This window comes from Williamsia sp. M5A3_1d, from assembly GCF_053345315.1.
The window spans coordinates 653,488-668,544 of record NZ_JBKEZX010000003.1; the positions used below are offsets into that span (position 1 = coordinate 653,488).

Consider the following 15,057-nt stretch of genomic DNA (forward strand, 5'->3'; position numbering starts at 1 on the left):
ACCTGTGGCCATGGGCAATTCACCGATCTCCACCCTGAGGCGACCGGACCGCGGAACGGCGCAAACCCTGCTCACCGGGACGCGCTACACGCTGTCGGTGTCGTCGGCCCCCGAGGACGTCGAGGCCGCTCAGCGCCTGCGCCACACGGTGTTCTCGACCGAACGGGGCTTCGAGGGCTCCATGGACCGCGCCGTCGGCGGACGCGACATCGACCGCTTCGACGACCACTGCGACCACGTCGTCGTCCGACACACACCCACCGGCGACGTCGTCGGGTGCTACCGGATGCTGCCGCCACCCGGCGCCGTCGCCGCCGGCGGTCTCTACACCGCCACCGAGTTCGACCTGCGTGCCCTCGACCCGATCGCCGCCGAGACCGTCGAGATGGGGCGGGCGTGCGTGGCGCCGGCCCACCGCTCGGGCGCCGTGATGTCGCTGATGTGGTCGGGCATCCTCCGATACCTCGACCTCGCGGGCTACCGCTTCGTCATCGGCTGCACATCGGTACCGGTCGACCCCGGCGACGGCACCGCGCCGGCCGCGGTCGTGCGCGCGGTCCGCGATCTCGTCCTCGCGCGCCACCGCGCACCGTGGCAGGTGCATCCGCTACGGCCGGTCGTGATCGACGGCCGCGCCCTCGACGACATCGCCCCGGCGGTCGGAGCCCCCACACCACCACTGCTGTCGGGATATCTGCGCATCGGGGCGCAGATCTGCGGCGAACCGGCCCACGACCCCGATTTCGGGGTCGCCGACTTCGTCACCGTGCTCGACACCACACGGGCCAACACCCGGTATCTCGACCGACTGCGGTCGGCCGCCGACGCCGCCCAGGCGTGAGCAGAGAGGCAGTCATGACAGACATCACCGTGACGTCGACGACCGCGGGGGCGGTGGCCCCACCGTCACCCGACACCGCCCGGCATGCCTGGTTCCCCTCGAGCCCCTGCGGCGCGAGGTGCATCACCGCCTCACCCGCCACCCGGGGCGTCGGCGCCATCGGCCTGCGGATCGCCGCGGTGGCGGCCACCGTGGGGTGGTTGGTTCCCGTCGGTACGATGGTGCAGCTGCTCCCGCGTCCGCTGCGACGACGGTTCATCCGGCTGGCGGCACGGTCGTTGCTCGCTGCGCTGGGCATCGCGGTCGAGATCGACGACCGCCGGCCGTTTGTGGGCCGGGGAGCCGGGCTCGTCGTCGCCAACCACACCTCGTTCCTCGACATCGTCGCCATCGCGACCGTCGTCCCGGCCCGCTTCGTGGCGAAATCCGAACTGCAGGGCTGGCCGGTGATCGGCGGATTGGCCCGCCGTCTCGGGGTGATCGGCATCCGCCGTGAGTCGTTGCGGCAGTTGCCCGGTGTCCTCGATCAGATGGTCGAGGGACTCCACGCCGACGACGCCGTGGGTGTCTTCCCCGAGGGCACCACCTGGTGCGGCCGGTCGGGTGGCCGGTTCCGTCCCGCGCTGTTCCAGTCGGCCGTGGACACCGGCGCGTCGGTTCTGCCGGTCCACGTCGGCTTCCGCGCCGGCGGGGTCGACGTCTCCACCGTGCCGGCGTTCATCGGCGACGACGACCTGCTCGACACGCTCCGTCGCATCCTCACGACGCGTGATCTCACCGTCTGCGTGCGCCTGCACGAACTGCAGTTCCCCGGGACCGACCGACGAGAACTGGCGCGACGTTGCGAACGTCTGGTGTTCGGACCGGTGCCGTTGCCGCCGGCCGCCGCCGAGCTCGAGCGGGCACATGCGCTGACCCTGGCCGGCTGAGCCCGCGGCACCCGCGAGCCGTTGGTGGCCCTCGGCACACCGACGGGCGAAATGTTCGGGGCCTGGGCACCGTTATCCTTGGACGACCATGCCCACATCCGGTGACGATCCCGTCTACCTCGACAACGCCGCCTCGACAGCCATGCTGCCCGAGGCCGTCGAGGCGATGACTCGGATCATGGCCGATCCCGGCAACGCCTCGTCTCTCCACGGATCGGGCCGTCGCGCCCGCCGCCACCTGGAAGAGGCTCGCGAATCGGTCGCCGCCTCGGTCGGTGCGCGACCGTCGGAGATCATCTTCACCGCGGGCGGCACCGAGAGCGACAACCTCGGCATCAAGGGCATCTTCTGGGCGCGGCGCCGCGCCGACGCGCGCCGTCGACGCATCGTCATCTCCGCCGTCGAACACCACGCGGTGATCGACCCCGCGCAGTGGCTCGCCGACCGCGGCGACGCCGACCTGGTGCTCCTGCCCGTCGACGCCGACGGGGCCGTCTCGCCCGCGGCCCTGCGCGCCGAACTGGCCGCCCACCCCCACGACACCGCGCTGGTGTCGGTGATGTGGGCGAACAACGAGGTGGGCACCATCCAGCCCGTCGCCGATCTCGCCGCGATCGCCGCCGAGTTCGGGGTCCCCATGCACTCCGACGCGATCCAGGCCGTCGGTCACATCCCGGTCGACTTCACCGCCGCGGGCCTGAGTGCCATGAGCATCGCGGCCCACAAGTTCGGCGGTCCCCATGGCGCGGGTGCCCTCGTTCTCCGGCGCGATGTCGAGTGTGTGCCGCTGCTGCACGGTGGCGGTCACGAACGCGACATCCGGTCGGGGACACCCGACGCCGCTGCAGCGGTCGGGATGGCCACCGCGCTGCGTGTCTCGGTCGCCGGGCTCGAGGAATCGACGGTGCGGGTCGCAAGCTTGCGCGACCGTCTGCTCCACGCGCTGTCGGGCACCGAGGGGTGCATCGTCAACGGCCCGCTCGGCGACCGCAGGTTGCCCGGCAACGCCCACGTCGCCTTCCGCGGCTGTGAGGGGGACTCGCTGCTGATGCTCCTCGACGCCCACGGCATCGAGTGCTCGACCGGATCGGCATGCACCGCGGGTGTCGCCCGCGCGAGCCACGTCCTGCTGGCGATGGGGATGTCGACACCCGACGCGCGCAGCAGCCTGCGCTTCTCGCTGTCGCCGTCGACGACCACCGCCGACGTCGACCGTGTCGCGGCGGTGATCGACGAGGTCGTCGACCGCGCCCGCACCGCGGGCATGGCCAGCGTCTCGGCGGGGGAGTACTGATGCGTGTCCTGGCCGCCATGAGCGGTGGGGTCGACTCGGCCGTCGCCGCCGCACGTGCGGTCGAGGCCGGCCACGACGTCGTCGGGGTCCACCTGGCGCTGTCGACCGCGCCCGGCACCCTGCGCACCGGGAGTCGCGGTTGCTGCTCGAAGGAGGACGCCGGCGATGCCCGTCGCGTCGCCGACATCCTCGGGATCCCGTTCTACGTCTGGGACTTCGCCGACCGGTTCAAAGAGGACGTCATCGACGAGTTCGTCGGCGCCTACGCCGCGGGCGAGACCCCGAACCCGTGCCTCACGTGCAACGAGAAGATCAAGTTCTCGGCCCTGTCCGAACGCGCCGAGGCCCTCGGTTTCGACGCCGTCGCGACCGGGCACTACGCCCGCCTGGTCGACGGGGAGCTGCGTCGCGCGGTCGACGAGGACAAGGACCAGTCGTACGTGCTGGCGGTGCTGACCGCGCGGCAGCTGGCCCGCGCGATGTTCCCGATCGGCGACACCCCCAAGAGCGAGATCCGGGCCGAGGCGGCACGCCGCGGTCTCGCCGTCGCCGACAAACCCGACTCCCACGACATCTGCTTCATCCCCTCGGGTGACACCCGCGCGTTCCTCGGGGCGCGGATCGGGGTCCGCACGGGCAAGGTCGTCGATGCCGTCACCGGTGAGTCCCTCGCCGACCACGACGGTGTCCACGGTTTCACCATCGGCCAGCGCAAGGGCCTCGGTGTCGAGGCACCCGCCGCCGACGGGTCCCCGCGCTACGTCACGGCCATCGACTCCGCGACCGCCACGGTCACCGTCGGTCCCCGCGACCGTCTCGACGTGTGGTCCATCGACGCGCAACGCGCCGTGTGGACCCGCGGCACCGTGCCCGAGGGGGACATCGACTGCGTCGTGCAGGTCCGTGCGCATGGCGGACTGGCGCCGGCACGGGCGCGCGCCACCGCCGACGGCACGGCGTTCACCGTCGAGCTCGGCGAACCGCTGACCGGTGTCGCACGCGGCCAGGCCGCGGTGCTCTACCGTCCCGACGCCGCACGCGGCGACGAGGTCATCGGCTGCGGCCGCATCGTGCGCGCGTGAGCGCCGCCGAGGCGCCCGGTCCCCCCACCGGGGTGGCCACCGGGGTCGGCTCGATGCCCGGACGCGACCCGCGCGCCGCGGCCGAGATCGTCGCCGGCGAGGTCGAACTCGTCGCGCTACCCGAACTGCCCGACCGCGGTGTCGGCTCGGACATCATCGGCCGCTGCGCGGCCCTTCTCGTCGGTATCCCGATGGACACCAGCGCATCGGGATACCGTCTCGCGACCGGGACGTCGATGATGGCCCGCCGTGCCCGCGACATGCTCAGCGCCGATCTCGACGCGATCGAGGAGATCTGGGAGACGCGCGGACTCGGCGGCGACCGCCCCTGGGTCAAGGTGCAGATCTGTGGGCCGTTCACCCTCGCGGCATCGGTGGAGATGGCCAACGGTCACAAGGCGTTGCACGATCGCGGGGCGTGGCAGGATCTCGTCGGCTCCATCGCCGAGGGCGCGGCGAACCATGCCGCGGAACTGCGACGTCGCCTCGGGGCCGACGTGATCGTGCAGATCGACGAGCCGCTCGTCGACCGGGTCATCGAGGGCAGCATCACCCCGCTCTCACGCCTCGACGTCATCGATCCGGTGCCCGCGGCGACGGTCGCCGAGCATCTCGACGCCCTCGTCGACGTCGTCGGCGGACCGGTGATCCTGCACCACTGCGGGCGCCGGTTCCCGTGGCAGGTCGCCGCCCAGACCCGCCTGTGGGGCGTCTCGCTCGACATCGACTCGATCGGTGTGCGCCGCGGCTCCACGGTGGACCTCGACGGCTTCGGCGAGCTGATCGACCGGGGCGCGGTGGTCGCGCTCGGCGCCGTCCCCAGCACCCGGCCGACGCCCGAACGTCATGTCGAACACGTGGTGGACGCCGTGACCGCGCTCGTCGACACCATCGGGATCTCCCACGACGTGTTCACCGAGCAGATGATCATCACCCCGACCTGCGGGCTGGCCGGTGCCGACACCGAGTGGGCGCGTGCCGCGTTGACGCTCGCCACGGACGTCGCCGAGGCACTGCCCCAGCAGTGACGTCCCGCCGCGCGGACACCGTGTTCAGGCGCGGATGGTGACCGTTGTCCCGACGCCGGCCCACCGGTAGAGCGACGCCATCGTCGCCCCCGGGACATGTACACATCCGCGCGAGCCGTTCGTGCGGTATCGCGGGCTGCCGTAGTCGAAGTTCTGCCACGGCGAGTCGTGGAAGCCGAAGTCCCCGAAGAACGGCATCCAGTAGTGGACGAACACCCGGTAGTCGGCGCCGACGAGATACCGGTCGGTCTCCTCGGCGACGATCTTCCACGTCCCGGTGGGGGTGCGGTCGGTGCGGTTGTCGATCCCGGTGGTGACGTAGGACGCCTCCACGAGCGACGACGTGTCACACATCCGCATCCGCTGCTCGGAGATGCTGACCACGATCGACTTGCCCCGGACGCCGTCACGGCAGGCGGCGGTGTCGGCCGCGTCGATCGCGGCGGCGGTCGGTGTGGAACCCGTGGGGGGCGCCGAGGTGACGGCGGCGGTCACCGCCCGCGGCGATGGCGTCGTCGAGGAGAACGACACCGCCACCAGGACACCCGACACGACCAGCGCCACCGGCACCACGATCAACGCCCACCAGTAGTCGCGTGACCACCCCGTGAGGTCGTTGCGCGGGCGAAGGGGCATGGCGACCAGGATGGCACAGACGACGGTCTGCAGATGTCAGCGCTGGTCGAGCTGCCGCACGAGTCGCGCGGGTGCGATCCGGCGGTAGCTGGTGTCGACCAGCTCGCCGACCTCGACCCAGTCCGGTGCGTCCCCCGACAGCTCCGCCACCCCCGACAGATCGAGGCCCAGCCACCCCGCCGGACCGAGGTAGGCGGGTACGAACACCCGCGTGTCGGCCCGCAGCGCCTCGGCCTCGGCAGGGTCGGGGAGGACCAGGATCGACTGCTCCTTGCGCTCGCCGCCGCGGATCGACCCGCCGTAGTGACAGAACACCCGGCCGCAGCGGAACGTCGGGCGGCCGTGGGCGATGACCTCGGTGGCCTCGGGGAACGCCAGCGCGATGTCGCGGACCCGGGCCAGCACCGGGTCGTCGTCGTCGAACATGATCGGGTGCGGCACGCCGTCGACGATGGCACATCACACCCCTCGCGCGCGGCCGGTCGAGGCGCCCGGGTTGTCGGTGCCGTCGACTAATCTCACGCAGGTGGACGACAGCACCCAGGGCACTGCTCCTTCGAGCGATGCGGACGTGCGTACGAAGTGGTCGGAGTTGGCCGACGAGGTCCGCGAACACCAGTTCCGCTACTACGTGAAGGACTCGCCGGTCATCACCGACGGCGAGTTCGACGCCTTGCTGGGTCGTTTGCAGCAACTCGAGGCCGAGCATCCCGAACTGGCCACCCCCGACTCGCCGACCGCGCTCGTCGGCGGCGGCTTCGCCACCGAGTTCGCCGCCGTCGACCACCTCGAGCGGATGCTGTCGCTGGACAACGTCTTCGACGCCGATGAGATGCGCACCTGGATCGACCGCGTGGAGGCCGACGCCGGCACGGGCCTCGACTACCTGTGCGAGCTCAAGATCGACGGTGTCGCGCTGGCGTTGGTCTACGAGAACGGCGTCCTGGTACGCGGCACCACCCGCGGCGACGGTCGCACCGGCGAGGACGTCACCCTCAACGCGAAGACCATCGACGACATCCCGCACCGGCTGACCCCCAGCGACGACCACCCCACGCCGGAGATCCTCGAGGTCCGCGGCGAGGTCTTCTTCCGGGTCGAGGATTTCGAGGCCCTCAACGCCTCGCTGGTGGCCGAGGGGAAACCCCCGTTCGCCAACCCCCGCAACTCCGCCGCGGGCTCGCTGCGGCAGAAGAACCCGCAGGTCACCGCGCGGCGTCGCCTCGGCATGATCTGTCACGGCATCGGCAAGCTCCAGGGGTATTCACCCGAGTCGCTGCACGAGGCCTACCTCGCGCTGGGGGCGTGGGGGCTACCGGTGTCGGCGCACACCACGAAACTCTCGGGCGCGCAGGAGATCCTGGACAAGATCGACTACTGGGGCGAGCACCGCCACGACGTCGAGCACGAGATCGACGGCATCGTCGTCAAGGTCGACACCACGTCGCTGCAGCGACGATTGGGATCCACCTCACGTGCGCCTCGCTGGGCCATCGCCTACAAGTATCCGCCCGAGGAGGCGACCACCACGCTGCTCGACATCGAGGTCAACGTCGGTCGCACCGGACGGGTCACCCCGTTCGCGAAGATGGCCCCGGTCCTCGTCGCGGGGTCGACGGTGTCGATGGCGACGCTGCACAACGCCTCGGAGGTCAAGCGCAAGGGCGTGCTCATCGGCGACACCGTCACCATCCGCAAGGCCGGCGACGTGATCCCCGAGGTCCTCGGGCCCGTGGTCGACCTCCGTGACGGCAGCGAGCGGGAGTTCGAGATGCCCACCCACTGCCCCGAGTGCGGCACCGAACTCCGGCACGAGAAAGAGGGCGACGCCGACATCCGCTGCCCGAACAGTCGATCGTGTCCGGCGCAGCTGCGCGAGCGACTGTTCCACCTCGCCGGGCGGGGATCGTTCGACATCGAGGCGCTCGGGTACGAGGCGGCCACCGCGCTGCTCGCCTCGGGGGTGTTGGAGAACGAGGCCGACCTGTTCTCACTGACCGCCTCCGACCTCACCACGGTCGGGTTGTTCACCACCAAGGCGGGAGCGTTGTCGGCCAACGGGTCCCGTCTGCTCGCCAATCTCGAGAAGGCGAAGGACGCACCGCTGTGGCGGGTGTTGGTCGGTCTGTCGATCCGCCACGTCGGACCGTCTGCGGCGCGCGCCCTGGCCAACGAGTTCGGCACCCTGGAGGCGATCGCCGACGCCGACGTCGAGGCGCTGGCCCAGACCGAGGGGATGGGGGCGACGCTCGCGCAGAGCGTGGTCGACTGGTTCGCCGTCGACTGGCACCGCGAGATCGTCACCCGCTGGCGCGACGCGGGCGTGCGGATGGCCGACGAACGCGATTCGTCGACGCCACGCACGCTGACCGGACTCAGCATCGTGGTCACCGGATCGCTCGAGAACTACTCCCGCGACGGCGCGAAGGAGGCCATCCTCGTGCGCGGCGGCAAGGCGTCGGGATCGGTGTCGAAGAAGACGAGTTTCGTGGTCGTCGGGGAATCGCCGGGCACCAAGGCCGAGAAGGCCGAGCAACTCGGGGTGCCGATCCTCGACGAGGAGGGTTTCACCGCGCTGCTGCGCGACGGGCCGCCTCCGGTCCCGGACGACGAGACCGAGACGGCCACCGACACCGAGAACGAAAAGGCCACCGAAATCGACACAGACGGCGGCTAGGACAGGGTCAGCACCGTGGTGACGATGCGGGATAGATAGCCGATCCGGGCGATCTCCGACGGCCGGAAGTCGGGTCCGCCCGACCGTCCGAGGAGCAGCGCCTTCGTGGTCACGCCGTCGGCGGACACCCCGACCGGCGCGGCGGCCATACGTGTGTCGGAATCACGCCACGACTGGGGCACCCACGCGGCGTCGGGGTCGAGCGCGGTGGCGGCACCGATCGGGAGGAAGTCGACCCGGGTCAGCCGGGTCTCGGGCGCGCTCGAACTGGCGAACAGCTGGATGACCCCGTCACCGCCGGCGGTGATGATCGTGCTCCACGACACCCGCAGCACGCGCGGGGCGTTGTCGACGAGGACCTGCAGGCGCCGCGGGCCGGCGGCCGACGCGATCTCGTCGACCAGTTCGAGTTCGCGATGGGTCTCGAGGACGCCGGTGTAGGGACGGATGGAATCGACGCGGACACCGTCGACGTTCTCCGCGGCGGTGATGAGGGTGTCGGGCAGCGATCCGCGGGCGACCTCGACGACGATGTCGTCGACGGCGTAGCCCTCGCCGCGCTCGACGACGTCGAGGGAGAGGATGTCGGCGCCCACCGATCCCAGGGACACCGCGAGCAGGCCGAGGCTTCCCGGACGGTCGGCCAGGTAGACCCGCAACAGATACGACACGTCTGACATTGTCACACCGCAGTCGTGGCCCCGCTGGTCGCGAGGGGGGTGCTCAGGCAGGCGGGACGCGGCCGGGTTGCGCCGGATCGAGGGGCTCGATGCCCACGGCGGTGCCGTACGCACACACCTCGATACCGGTCCCGCCGAACTCGGTGGTCTCGAAGCGGAACGCGACGACGGCGTTGGCGCCCTTCTGCTGGGCCTCGGCGGCCAGGCGCGACAACGCCTCCTGGCGGCAGTCGTGCAGCAACTGGGTCACGCCCTTGAGCTCACCACCGGCCATGGCCTTGAAACCTGCGCCGATGTTCGAGCCGATGTTCCGCGACCGCACGGTGAGTCCGAACACCTCGCCGAAGGTGAAGCCGATGCGATAACCCGGGATCTCGTTGCTGGTGACGATGATCATGGGAAGAGGGTAGGCCGTTTCGGTGCGACGATGGGGTCATGTCATCGGTGCACGAGGAGTCCGCCCCCGACCCGGGAGACGCCGGTGGCGACGCGACGCACGTCACGACGTCGGTGGCACGGCGGATCGAACCGGGCCGCGAACACGATTTCCTCGCCTGGACCGATGCGGGGATCGCCCTGGTGCGTACCTTCCCCGGATTCCTGGGGGGAGGCTGGCTGCGGTCGCCGTCGGATCCGTGCGAGTACTACGTGGTGTACCGGTTCGCGACCGAGGGCGACCTCGAGGACTGGATGGCGTCACCCGTCCGGCGTGCCTGGCTCTCGCGTGGCGAGGGTGTCGCGGTCGAGCGGGTGGTCCATCGACTCTCGGGGGTCGAGGGTTGGTTCGAACCGCAGTCGACGCTGACCCATGCGGTGCGGGTCGTCGGCGCGCCGCCGCCGCGCTGGAAGCAGGCCATCACCATCTGGCTCGGGTTCTTCCCGCTGAGTCTCGCCATCAACTTCGGTGTCATCGCCCACCTCGACGGTGTCCCGCTGGCGGCCAAGACCCTGATCGCGACCCTGATCAACACCCCGCTCATGGTGTACCTGGTGTTGCCGTGGATCACCGCCCGTCTCCGGCGCTGGTTGTAGCGGCCACTACTCTTGAGCGGGCTGCGACCGCGGGTCGTGGCGTTTCGTTGTACGTGGAAGGGATCCATCGGTGTCTGCCATCTCCCGGGACGAGGTCGCCCACCTGGCGCGGCTGTCGCGCCTGACCCTGCCCGACTCCGAGCTCGATCAGTATGCGGGCCAGATCGATTCGATCCTCAGTCACGTCGCGCAGATCTCCGAGGTCGACGTCTCCGGTGTCGAGACCACCGCCCATCCCGCGGGCCTGTCCAACGTGCTCCGTCCCGACGTCGTGGTGCCCGGTCTGTCGCCGGAGGAGGCGCTGTCGGGTGCCCCGTCGGTCGAACAGGACCGCTTCGCCGTCCCGCAGATCCTGGGGGAGGACCAGTGACCGCGATCCGTCCCGCCGGTCCCATCACCGGGCTGTCCGCAGCCGACCTCGCCGACAAGATCCACTCGCGCGAACTGTCGTCGGTGGAGGTCACCCGCGCCCACCTCGATCAGATCGCCGAGATCGACGGTGATCTCGGCGCGTTCCTCCACGTGACGTCGGACGCCGCGCTCGCCGCGGCCGAGGCCGTCGACGCCTCGATCGCCGCCGGCGAGACCCCGGCATCGTCGTTGGCCGGCGTGCCGCTCGCCCTCAAGGACGTGTTCACCACCACCGATGCGCCGACCACGGCCGGGTCGAAGATCCTCGAGGGGTGGATCCCGCCCTACGACGCCACCGTCACCCGGCGACTGCGCGAGGCGGGCATCCCCATCCTCGGCAAGACCAACATGGACGAGTTCGCGATGGGCAGTTCCACCGAGAACTCCGCCTACCAGCTCACGCGTAACCCGTGGGACACCACGAAGATCCCCGGCGGATCGGGCGGCGGCAGCGCCGCGGCACTCGCATCGTTCCAGGCGCCGCTGGCCATCGGCACCGACACGGGCGGGTCGGTCCGCCAGCCCGCCGCGGTGACCGCGACGGTCGGTGTGAAGCCGACCTACGGCACGGTCTCGCGCTACGGACTCATCGCCTGCGCCTCGTCACTCGATCAGGGTGGACCCTGTGCGCGAACGGTTCTCGACACCGCCCTGCTCCACGAGGTGATCGCAGGGCACGACCCGCGGGACTCCACCTCGATCGACGCCCCGATCCCCGACGTCGTCGGTGCGGCACGTGCCGGTGCGCGGGGCGATCTCGCCGGGGTCCGGGTCGGTATCGTCACCGAACTGCAGGGCGACGGGTATCAGCCCGGCGTGCTCGCCTCGTTCACCGCGGCCGTCGACGCGCTGCGTGAGCGCGGCGCCGAGATCGTCGAGGTCTCGTGCCCGCACTTCGGTTACGCGCTCGGCGCGTACTACCTGATCCTGCCGTCGGAGGTCAGTTCCAACCTCGCCCGCTTCGACGCGATGCGGTACGGCCTGCGGGTCGGCGACGACGGGACCCATTCCGCCGACGAGGTGATGGCGTTGACCCGTGCGCAGGGTTTCGGCCCGGAGGTCAAGCGCCGCATCATGATCGGCACGTACGCGCTGTCGGCGGGATACTACGACCAGTACTACGGGCAGGCGCTGAAGGTGCGCACCCTCATCGCCCGTGACTTCGCGACCGCCTTCGAATCGGTCGACGTGTTGATCTCGCCGACCACGCCGCAGACCGCGTTCGCGATCGGCGAGAAGGTCGATGACCCGCTGGCGATGTACCTGTTCGACCTGTGCACGCTCCCGGTGAACCTCGCGGGCAACTGCGCGATGAGTGTGCCGTCGGGGCTGTCGGCCGACGACGGACTCCCGGTGGGTCTGCAGATCATGGCGCCGTCGCAGGCCGACGATCGCCTGTACCGCGTGGGCGCGGCCTACGAGGCGGCCCGCGGCGACATCGCCTGACTCTCCTGCTGTGTCGCCGGTCGGTCAGAACTTGTGCGGGATGTTGGTGATCACACCGCCGTCGACGACGAACTCCGAACCGGTGGCGTAGGACGACTCGTCGGAGATCAGGAACAGGACGAACGACGCGATCTCCTCGGGTCGGGCCGGCCGCCCGAGCGGGATCGTGAGCATGTCGTCGGGAATCCCCTCGGTCATCGGTGTGCGGATCAGGCCGGGATGGATCGAGTTCACCCGCACGTGCGGGGCGAGTTCGGCGGCAACGGATTTCGTCAGTCCGCGCACGGCCCACTTGGTGGCGACGTAGCCGTGCGCCCACGGGGTGCCGCGCATCCCCTCGATCGACGAGATGTTGACGATCGAGCCGTTCTGCGAGGCGATCAGCGCGTCGGCGGCAGCCTGCATGCCGAGGAACGTGCCGGTGAGGTTCACGTCGATGATCTGTTGCCACTTGTCGAGTCGGAACGCCTGCAGCGTCGAGCCGTTCGCGATGCCGGCGTTGTTCACCAGGCCGGTCAGCGAGCCGTAGGTGTCGACGGCGGCGTCGACCGCCGCGGCCCAGTCGCCGGGGCTGGTGACGTCGAGGTGGACGTAGGTGGCCGCGTCACCGAGTCGTTCGGCCACCGCCTGTCCCTCGTCGAGGATGTCGCCGATCACCACCGACGCGCCTTCGGCGACCAGCGCAGCGGCGTCGGCCGCGCCCATCCCGCGGGCGCCGCCGCTGATCAGGATCACCTTGCCGTCAACACGTCCCATGGTCTGTTGTCCTCACTGTCGGATGTGGTCGTCGTTCGTCGGGGGCCGTCGCGGTGCAGATCGATACACCCCTCGGCTGGTGACCAGGGGGAGGTCGAGCGTGGTGCGCAGCCCGGGCGGAGCCGCGATCACCGCGGGGATGGCGTTCACGATGCGACCCGCCGCGGCGACGATGGCGGCGTGGTTGTGGTCGCCGTGGACGCTGGTGGGACAGATGTCCACGACGTAGGACGGTTCACCGGTGATCTCCACCCGGTAGGAGCCGCCCGGTTGGGCGGACTGTGCCCAGTCGGGCCGCAGGTCGGGTCGCAGTCGGGTGACGTGTTCGACCACGATCGCCGGGTGGCCGTCGACCATCCCGATGATCTCGAACCGCACGGCCGCGGTGGTTCCCTTGGCGATCGGCCCGGCGGCGACCGTGAAATCCTCTGGCGCCGGCTCGCGCTCGTTGCGGTCGACGATCTCGTCGAGCGTGACCCCGAGTGCGTCGGCCAACTGCCGGATCGCCGATCCCCAGGCGAGGCTCAGCACGCCGGGTTGTAGGAAGAGCGGCGGGTCGTCGACAGGGGATCCGAAGCCCATCACGTCGTAGATCACCTCGGGGCCGTCGTAGGTGGCGTAGTCGGCGATCTCCATGCAGCGGATCTGCGTCACCTGCTGACAGGTACCGGCCAGTGCGATGGGCAGGAGGTCGGTCGCGAACCCTGGGTCGACGCCGGTGACGAACATGCTGACGTCATGGGCGAGGGCGGCCTCCTCGATGCGCTCGATGAGCTTGTCGGGCATCGTCTTCCACGGGTATTGGAACGGCACCGGCGACGACCCCACCACGTGGATGCCCGCGGAGAGGATGCGCAGACAGTCCCGGGTGGCGTCACCCATGCGGGTGTCGCCCATGGCGCAGTGGACGACGCAGTCCGGGGCCGCGGCGATGACGGCGTCGAGGCCCTCGGTCGCGCTCACACCCGTCGTCACGTCGAGTCCCGCCAGGTCCCCGGCGTCGCGGCCGATCTTCTCCGGTGTCACGACCCCGACGGCGACGAGCTCGAACCGTGGGTCGGTGATCAGTTGCCGCAGCGCGAGCCCACCGACATTGCCCGTCCCGACGAGGGCGACGCGGATGGTCATCGGCTTCTCCTGATCGCCGGGGCGGGGTGAACAACAGATCAGACACTAGTCCAGACAGCTGATTGGTCAAGGCCTGACGGGAAACGCGGAGCTGAGCGGGTGGTACGAGACGTGCGGAACGCGTGTGCGGCATCCGACGACCCGGACCCCGGACGCCGCGGCGGGCTCAGGAGGTGGTGTTCGCCTCGGAGAAGGGTGCCCGCCGAACGCCGCCCGACGTCACGCGACGACGGGTGATGGCCGACCACATCTGGGACAACGTGCCCCGTGGCGACCAGGGGCCGGCCGACAGCGGACGAGATCGGCGTCGCAGGTGGATCGCGACCAGGGCGATCAGAGCGGCCACCGCCGCCCGGCCCGGCGCGGTCCCCAGTACGCCGGCCGCGTGCGAGACCGGCTGCCAGATCATCCGCAGGGTCGAGGTGACGATCTGCGACCGACTCTCGGTGACCGGCACACCCTCGCCCTGCCGACGGGAGTTCGCCGCGACACCGGCGTCGGCGAGGTCGGCGGCGGTCTGGCATCCGTCGTCCACACAGCTCGCGTGCATCCGGGCCGACAGCTGCCCGTCGAGTGACTGTCGCGCCCACGGTCCCAAAGGGGTGCCGGTCAGGTCGCCGTAGCGCAGCAGGTCGTAACCCAGGTCGTGGGTCTTGCACGGTGCGTCGAACGACATCGGCAGCCCGATGGGTGATGAGCAGCCACCGTCGGGGTTGGCCGGGACACCGTCGATGAGCACCGGTCGGTATCCCATCTCGTCGGCGAACCCGGACGGGATCAGGGCCATCGCGTCGGCCGGGCGGGGACCGGTGAGGGCGGCCACCGCGGCTCCGGTGGGGGTGTCGGCACCGAGGTGCACCGAATCGACGTCCGGGGCCGCCGACGCGGTCGGTGCGGTGAGTGCCGTGGTCATCATCGGCGCCGAGGAGGTGGTCGACAGCGACGCGATGACCACCCCGGCCGCGATGATCACCGCCGACACCAGGAGACGGCCGAACCACGCCCGCAGGGTGTCGAACCGGCCGGTGGTCATCGGACCGACTCTACCGCTGGTATCGAAACCCGCCCGGATCGAAACCCGCCCCGGGATCCACACCACCGGGTCGGCCGTCGCGCG

General features: G+C 70.5%; 16 protein-coding genes. 9 read left to right on the forward strand and 7 right to left on the reverse strand.

Going from position 1 to position 15,057, the window contains the following annotated elements:
- Positions 1–10 precede the first annotated feature (10 nt).
- From ACLBW1_RS15305 to ACLBW1_RS15325, 5 genes are all read left to right on the forward strand, one after another.
- Entirely contained in the window at positions 11–841 is an 831-nt protein-coding gene (locus tag ACLBW1_RS15305; protein WP_447812660.1) for a GNAT family N-acetyltransferase, read from the forward strand.
- Positions 842–855: 14 nt separating this feature from the next.
- Positions 856–1,770, forward strand: coding sequence for a lysophospholipid acyltransferase family protein (locus ACLBW1_RS15310; RefSeq protein ID WP_447812661.1), 915 nt, complete (start codon positions 856–858; stop codon positions 1,768–1,770).
- 88 nt (positions 1,771–1,858) lie between these two features.
- A complete protein-coding gene (locus ACLBW1_RS15315; RefSeq protein WP_447812662.1) occupies positions 1,859–3,064 on the forward strand; it encodes a cysteine desulfurase family protein in 1,206 nt (401 codons plus the stop codon).
- Positions 3,064–4,146: a tRNA 2-thiouridine(34) synthase MnmA gene (gene mnmA / locus ACLBW1_RS15320; RefSeq protein WP_447812663.1), complete on the forward strand. Its 1,083-nt coding sequence runs from the start codon at positions 3,064–3,066 to the stop codon at positions 4,144–4,146. Before ACLBW1_RS15315 ends, mnmA begins: the two co-directional genes overlap by 1 nt.
- Entirely contained in the window at positions 4,143–5,174 is a 1,032-nt protein-coding gene (locus ACLBW1_RS15325; protein ID WP_447812664.1) for a vitamin-B12 independent methionine synthase, read from the forward strand. Before mnmA ends, ACLBW1_RS15325 begins: the two co-directional genes overlap by 4 nt.
- Positions 5,175–5,198: 24 nt before the next feature.
- Here ACLBW1_RS15325 and ACLBW1_RS15330 read toward each other — a convergent pair whose 3' ends face one another.
- Complete coding sequence (locus tag ACLBW1_RS15330) at positions 5,199–5,810, reverse strand: L,D-transpeptidase (RefSeq protein WP_447812665.1); 612 nt, start codon at positions 5,808–5,810, stop codon at positions 5,199–5,201.
- 36 nt (positions 5,811–5,846) lie between these two features.
- Complete coding sequence (locus ACLBW1_RS15335; protein ID WP_447812666.1) at positions 5,847–6,251, reverse strand: MmcQ/YjbR family DNA-binding protein; 405 nt, start codon at positions 6,249–6,251, stop codon at positions 5,847–5,849.
- Positions 6,252–6,261: 10 nt separating this feature from the next.
- On the opposite strand from ACLBW1_RS15335, the gene ligA reads away from it, so the two are divergent.
- Complete coding sequence (ligA, locus tag ACLBW1_RS15340; RefSeq protein WP_447812667.1) at positions 6,262–8,487, forward strand: NAD-dependent DNA ligase LigA; 2,226 nt, start codon at positions 6,262–6,264, stop codon at positions 8,485–8,487.
- Here ligA and ACLBW1_RS15345 read toward each other — a convergent pair.
- The gene (locus ACLBW1_RS15345) at positions 8,484–9,167 is read right to left on the reverse strand and encodes an amino acid-binding protein (protein ID WP_447812668.1); all 684 of its coding nucleotides are present in this window, start codon (positions 9,165–9,167) and stop codon (positions 8,484–8,486) included. The two genes, ligA and ACLBW1_RS15345, sit on opposite strands and share 4 nt — an antisense overlap.
- 43 nt (positions 9,168–9,210) lie before the next feature.
- Entirely contained in the window at positions 9,211–9,564 is a 354-nt protein-coding gene (locus tag ACLBW1_RS15350; protein WP_434217135.1) for a YbjQ family protein, read from the reverse strand.
- Between the two features lie 38 nt (positions 9,565–9,602).
- Here ACLBW1_RS15350 and ACLBW1_RS15355 point away from each other — a divergent pair, with 38 nt between their 5' ends.
- The 3 genes from ACLBW1_RS15355 to gatA all read left to right on the forward strand — a co-directional run bounded on the left by ACLBW1_RS15355 (position 9,603) and on the right by gatA (position 12,056).
- Positions 9,603–10,199, forward strand: a complete 597-nt coding sequence (locus ACLBW1_RS15355; RefSeq protein ID WP_447812669.1) for an antibiotic biosynthesis monooxygenase — start codon at positions 9,603–9,605, stop codon at positions 10,197–10,199.
- Positions 10,200–10,269: 70 nt separating this feature from the next.
- A complete protein-coding gene (gene gatC / locus ACLBW1_RS15360; RefSeq protein WP_447812670.1) occupies positions 10,270–10,569 on the forward strand; it encodes an Asp-tRNA(Asn)/Glu-tRNA(Gln) amidotransferase subunit GatC in 300 nt (99 codons plus the stop codon).
- Positions 10,566–12,056 (forward strand): Asp-tRNA(Asn)/Glu-tRNA(Gln) amidotransferase subunit GatA, encoded by a 1,491-nt coding sequence (gatA, locus tag ACLBW1_RS15365; protein ID WP_447812671.1) that lies wholly within the window; start codon positions 10,566–10,568, stop codon positions 12,054–12,056. The genes gatC and gatA overlap by 4 nt, the downstream gene beginning before the upstream one ends.
- A 24-nt stretch (positions 12,057–12,080) precedes the next feature.
- Here the strand turns inward: gatA and ACLBW1_RS15370 are convergent, their stop codons facing one another.
- From ACLBW1_RS15370 to ACLBW1_RS15380, 3 genes are all read right to left on the reverse strand, one after another.
- The gene (locus ACLBW1_RS15370; RefSeq protein WP_447812672.1) at positions 12,081–12,812 is read right to left on the reverse strand and encodes an SDR family oxidoreductase; all 732 of its coding nucleotides are present in this window, start codon (positions 12,810–12,812) and stop codon (positions 12,081–12,083) included.
- Positions 12,813–12,824: 12 nt separating this feature from the next.
- Complete coding sequence (locus ACLBW1_RS15375) at positions 12,825–13,940, reverse strand: NAD(P)H-dependent amine dehydrogenase family protein (RefSeq protein ID WP_447812673.1); 1,116 nt, start codon at positions 13,938–13,940, stop codon at positions 12,825–12,827.
- Between the two features lie 166 nt (positions 13,941–14,106).
- Positions 14,107–14,973: a hypothetical protein gene (locus ACLBW1_RS15380; protein ID WP_447812674.1), complete on the reverse strand. Its 867-nt coding sequence runs from the start codon at positions 14,971–14,973 to the stop codon at positions 14,107–14,109.
- Positions 14,974–15,057: the final 84 nt, after the last annotated feature.

Bases quoted from the DNA above. Each gene is read 5' to 3' on its own strand.
- ACLBW1_RS15305 (WP_447812660.1), top strand. From the start codon at position 11: ATGGGCAATTCACCGATCTCCACCCTGAGGCGACCGGACCGCGGAACG.
- ACLBW1_RS15310 (WP_447812661.1), top strand. From the start codon at position 856: ATGACAGACATCACCGTGACGTCGACGACCGCGGGGGCGGTGGCCCCA.
- ACLBW1_RS15315 (WP_447812662.1), top strand. From the start codon at position 1,859: ATGCCCACATCCGGTGACGATCCCGTCTACCTCGACAACGCCGCCTCG.
- mnmA (WP_447812663.1), top strand. From the start codon at position 3,064: ATGCGTGTCCTGGCCGCCATGAGCGGTGGGGTCGACTCGGCCGTCGCC.
- ACLBW1_RS15330 (WP_447812665.1), bottom strand. From the start codon at position 5,810: ATGCCCCTTCGCCCGCGCAACGACCTCACGGGGTGGTCACGCGACTAC.
- ligA (WP_447812667.1), top strand. From the start codon at position 6,262: ATGGCACATCACACCCCTCGCGCGCGGCCGGTCGAGGCGCCCGGGTTG.
- ACLBW1_RS15345 (WP_447812668.1), bottom strand. From the start codon at position 9,167: ATGTCAGACGTGTCGTATCTGTTGCGGGTCTACCTGGCCGACCGTCCG.
- ACLBW1_RS15350 (WP_434217135.1), bottom strand. From the start codon at position 9,564: ATGATCATCGTCACCAGCAACGAGATCCCGGGTTATCGCATCGGCTTC.
- ACLBW1_RS15355 (WP_447812669.1), top strand. From the start codon at position 9,603: ATGTCATCGGTGCACGAGGAGTCCGCCCCCGACCCGGGAGACGCCGGT.
- ACLBW1_RS15370 (WP_447812672.1), bottom strand. From the start codon at position 12,812: ATGGGACGTGTTGACGGCAAGGTGATCCTGATCAGCGGCGGCGCCCGC.
- ACLBW1_RS15375 (WP_447812673.1), bottom strand. From the start codon at position 13,940: ATGACCATCCGCGTCGCCCTCGTCGGGACGGGCAATGTCGGTGGGCTC.
- ACLBW1_RS15380 (WP_447812674.1), bottom strand. From the start codon at position 14,973: ATGACCACCGGCCGGTTCGACACCCTGCGGGCGTGGTTCGGCCGTCTC.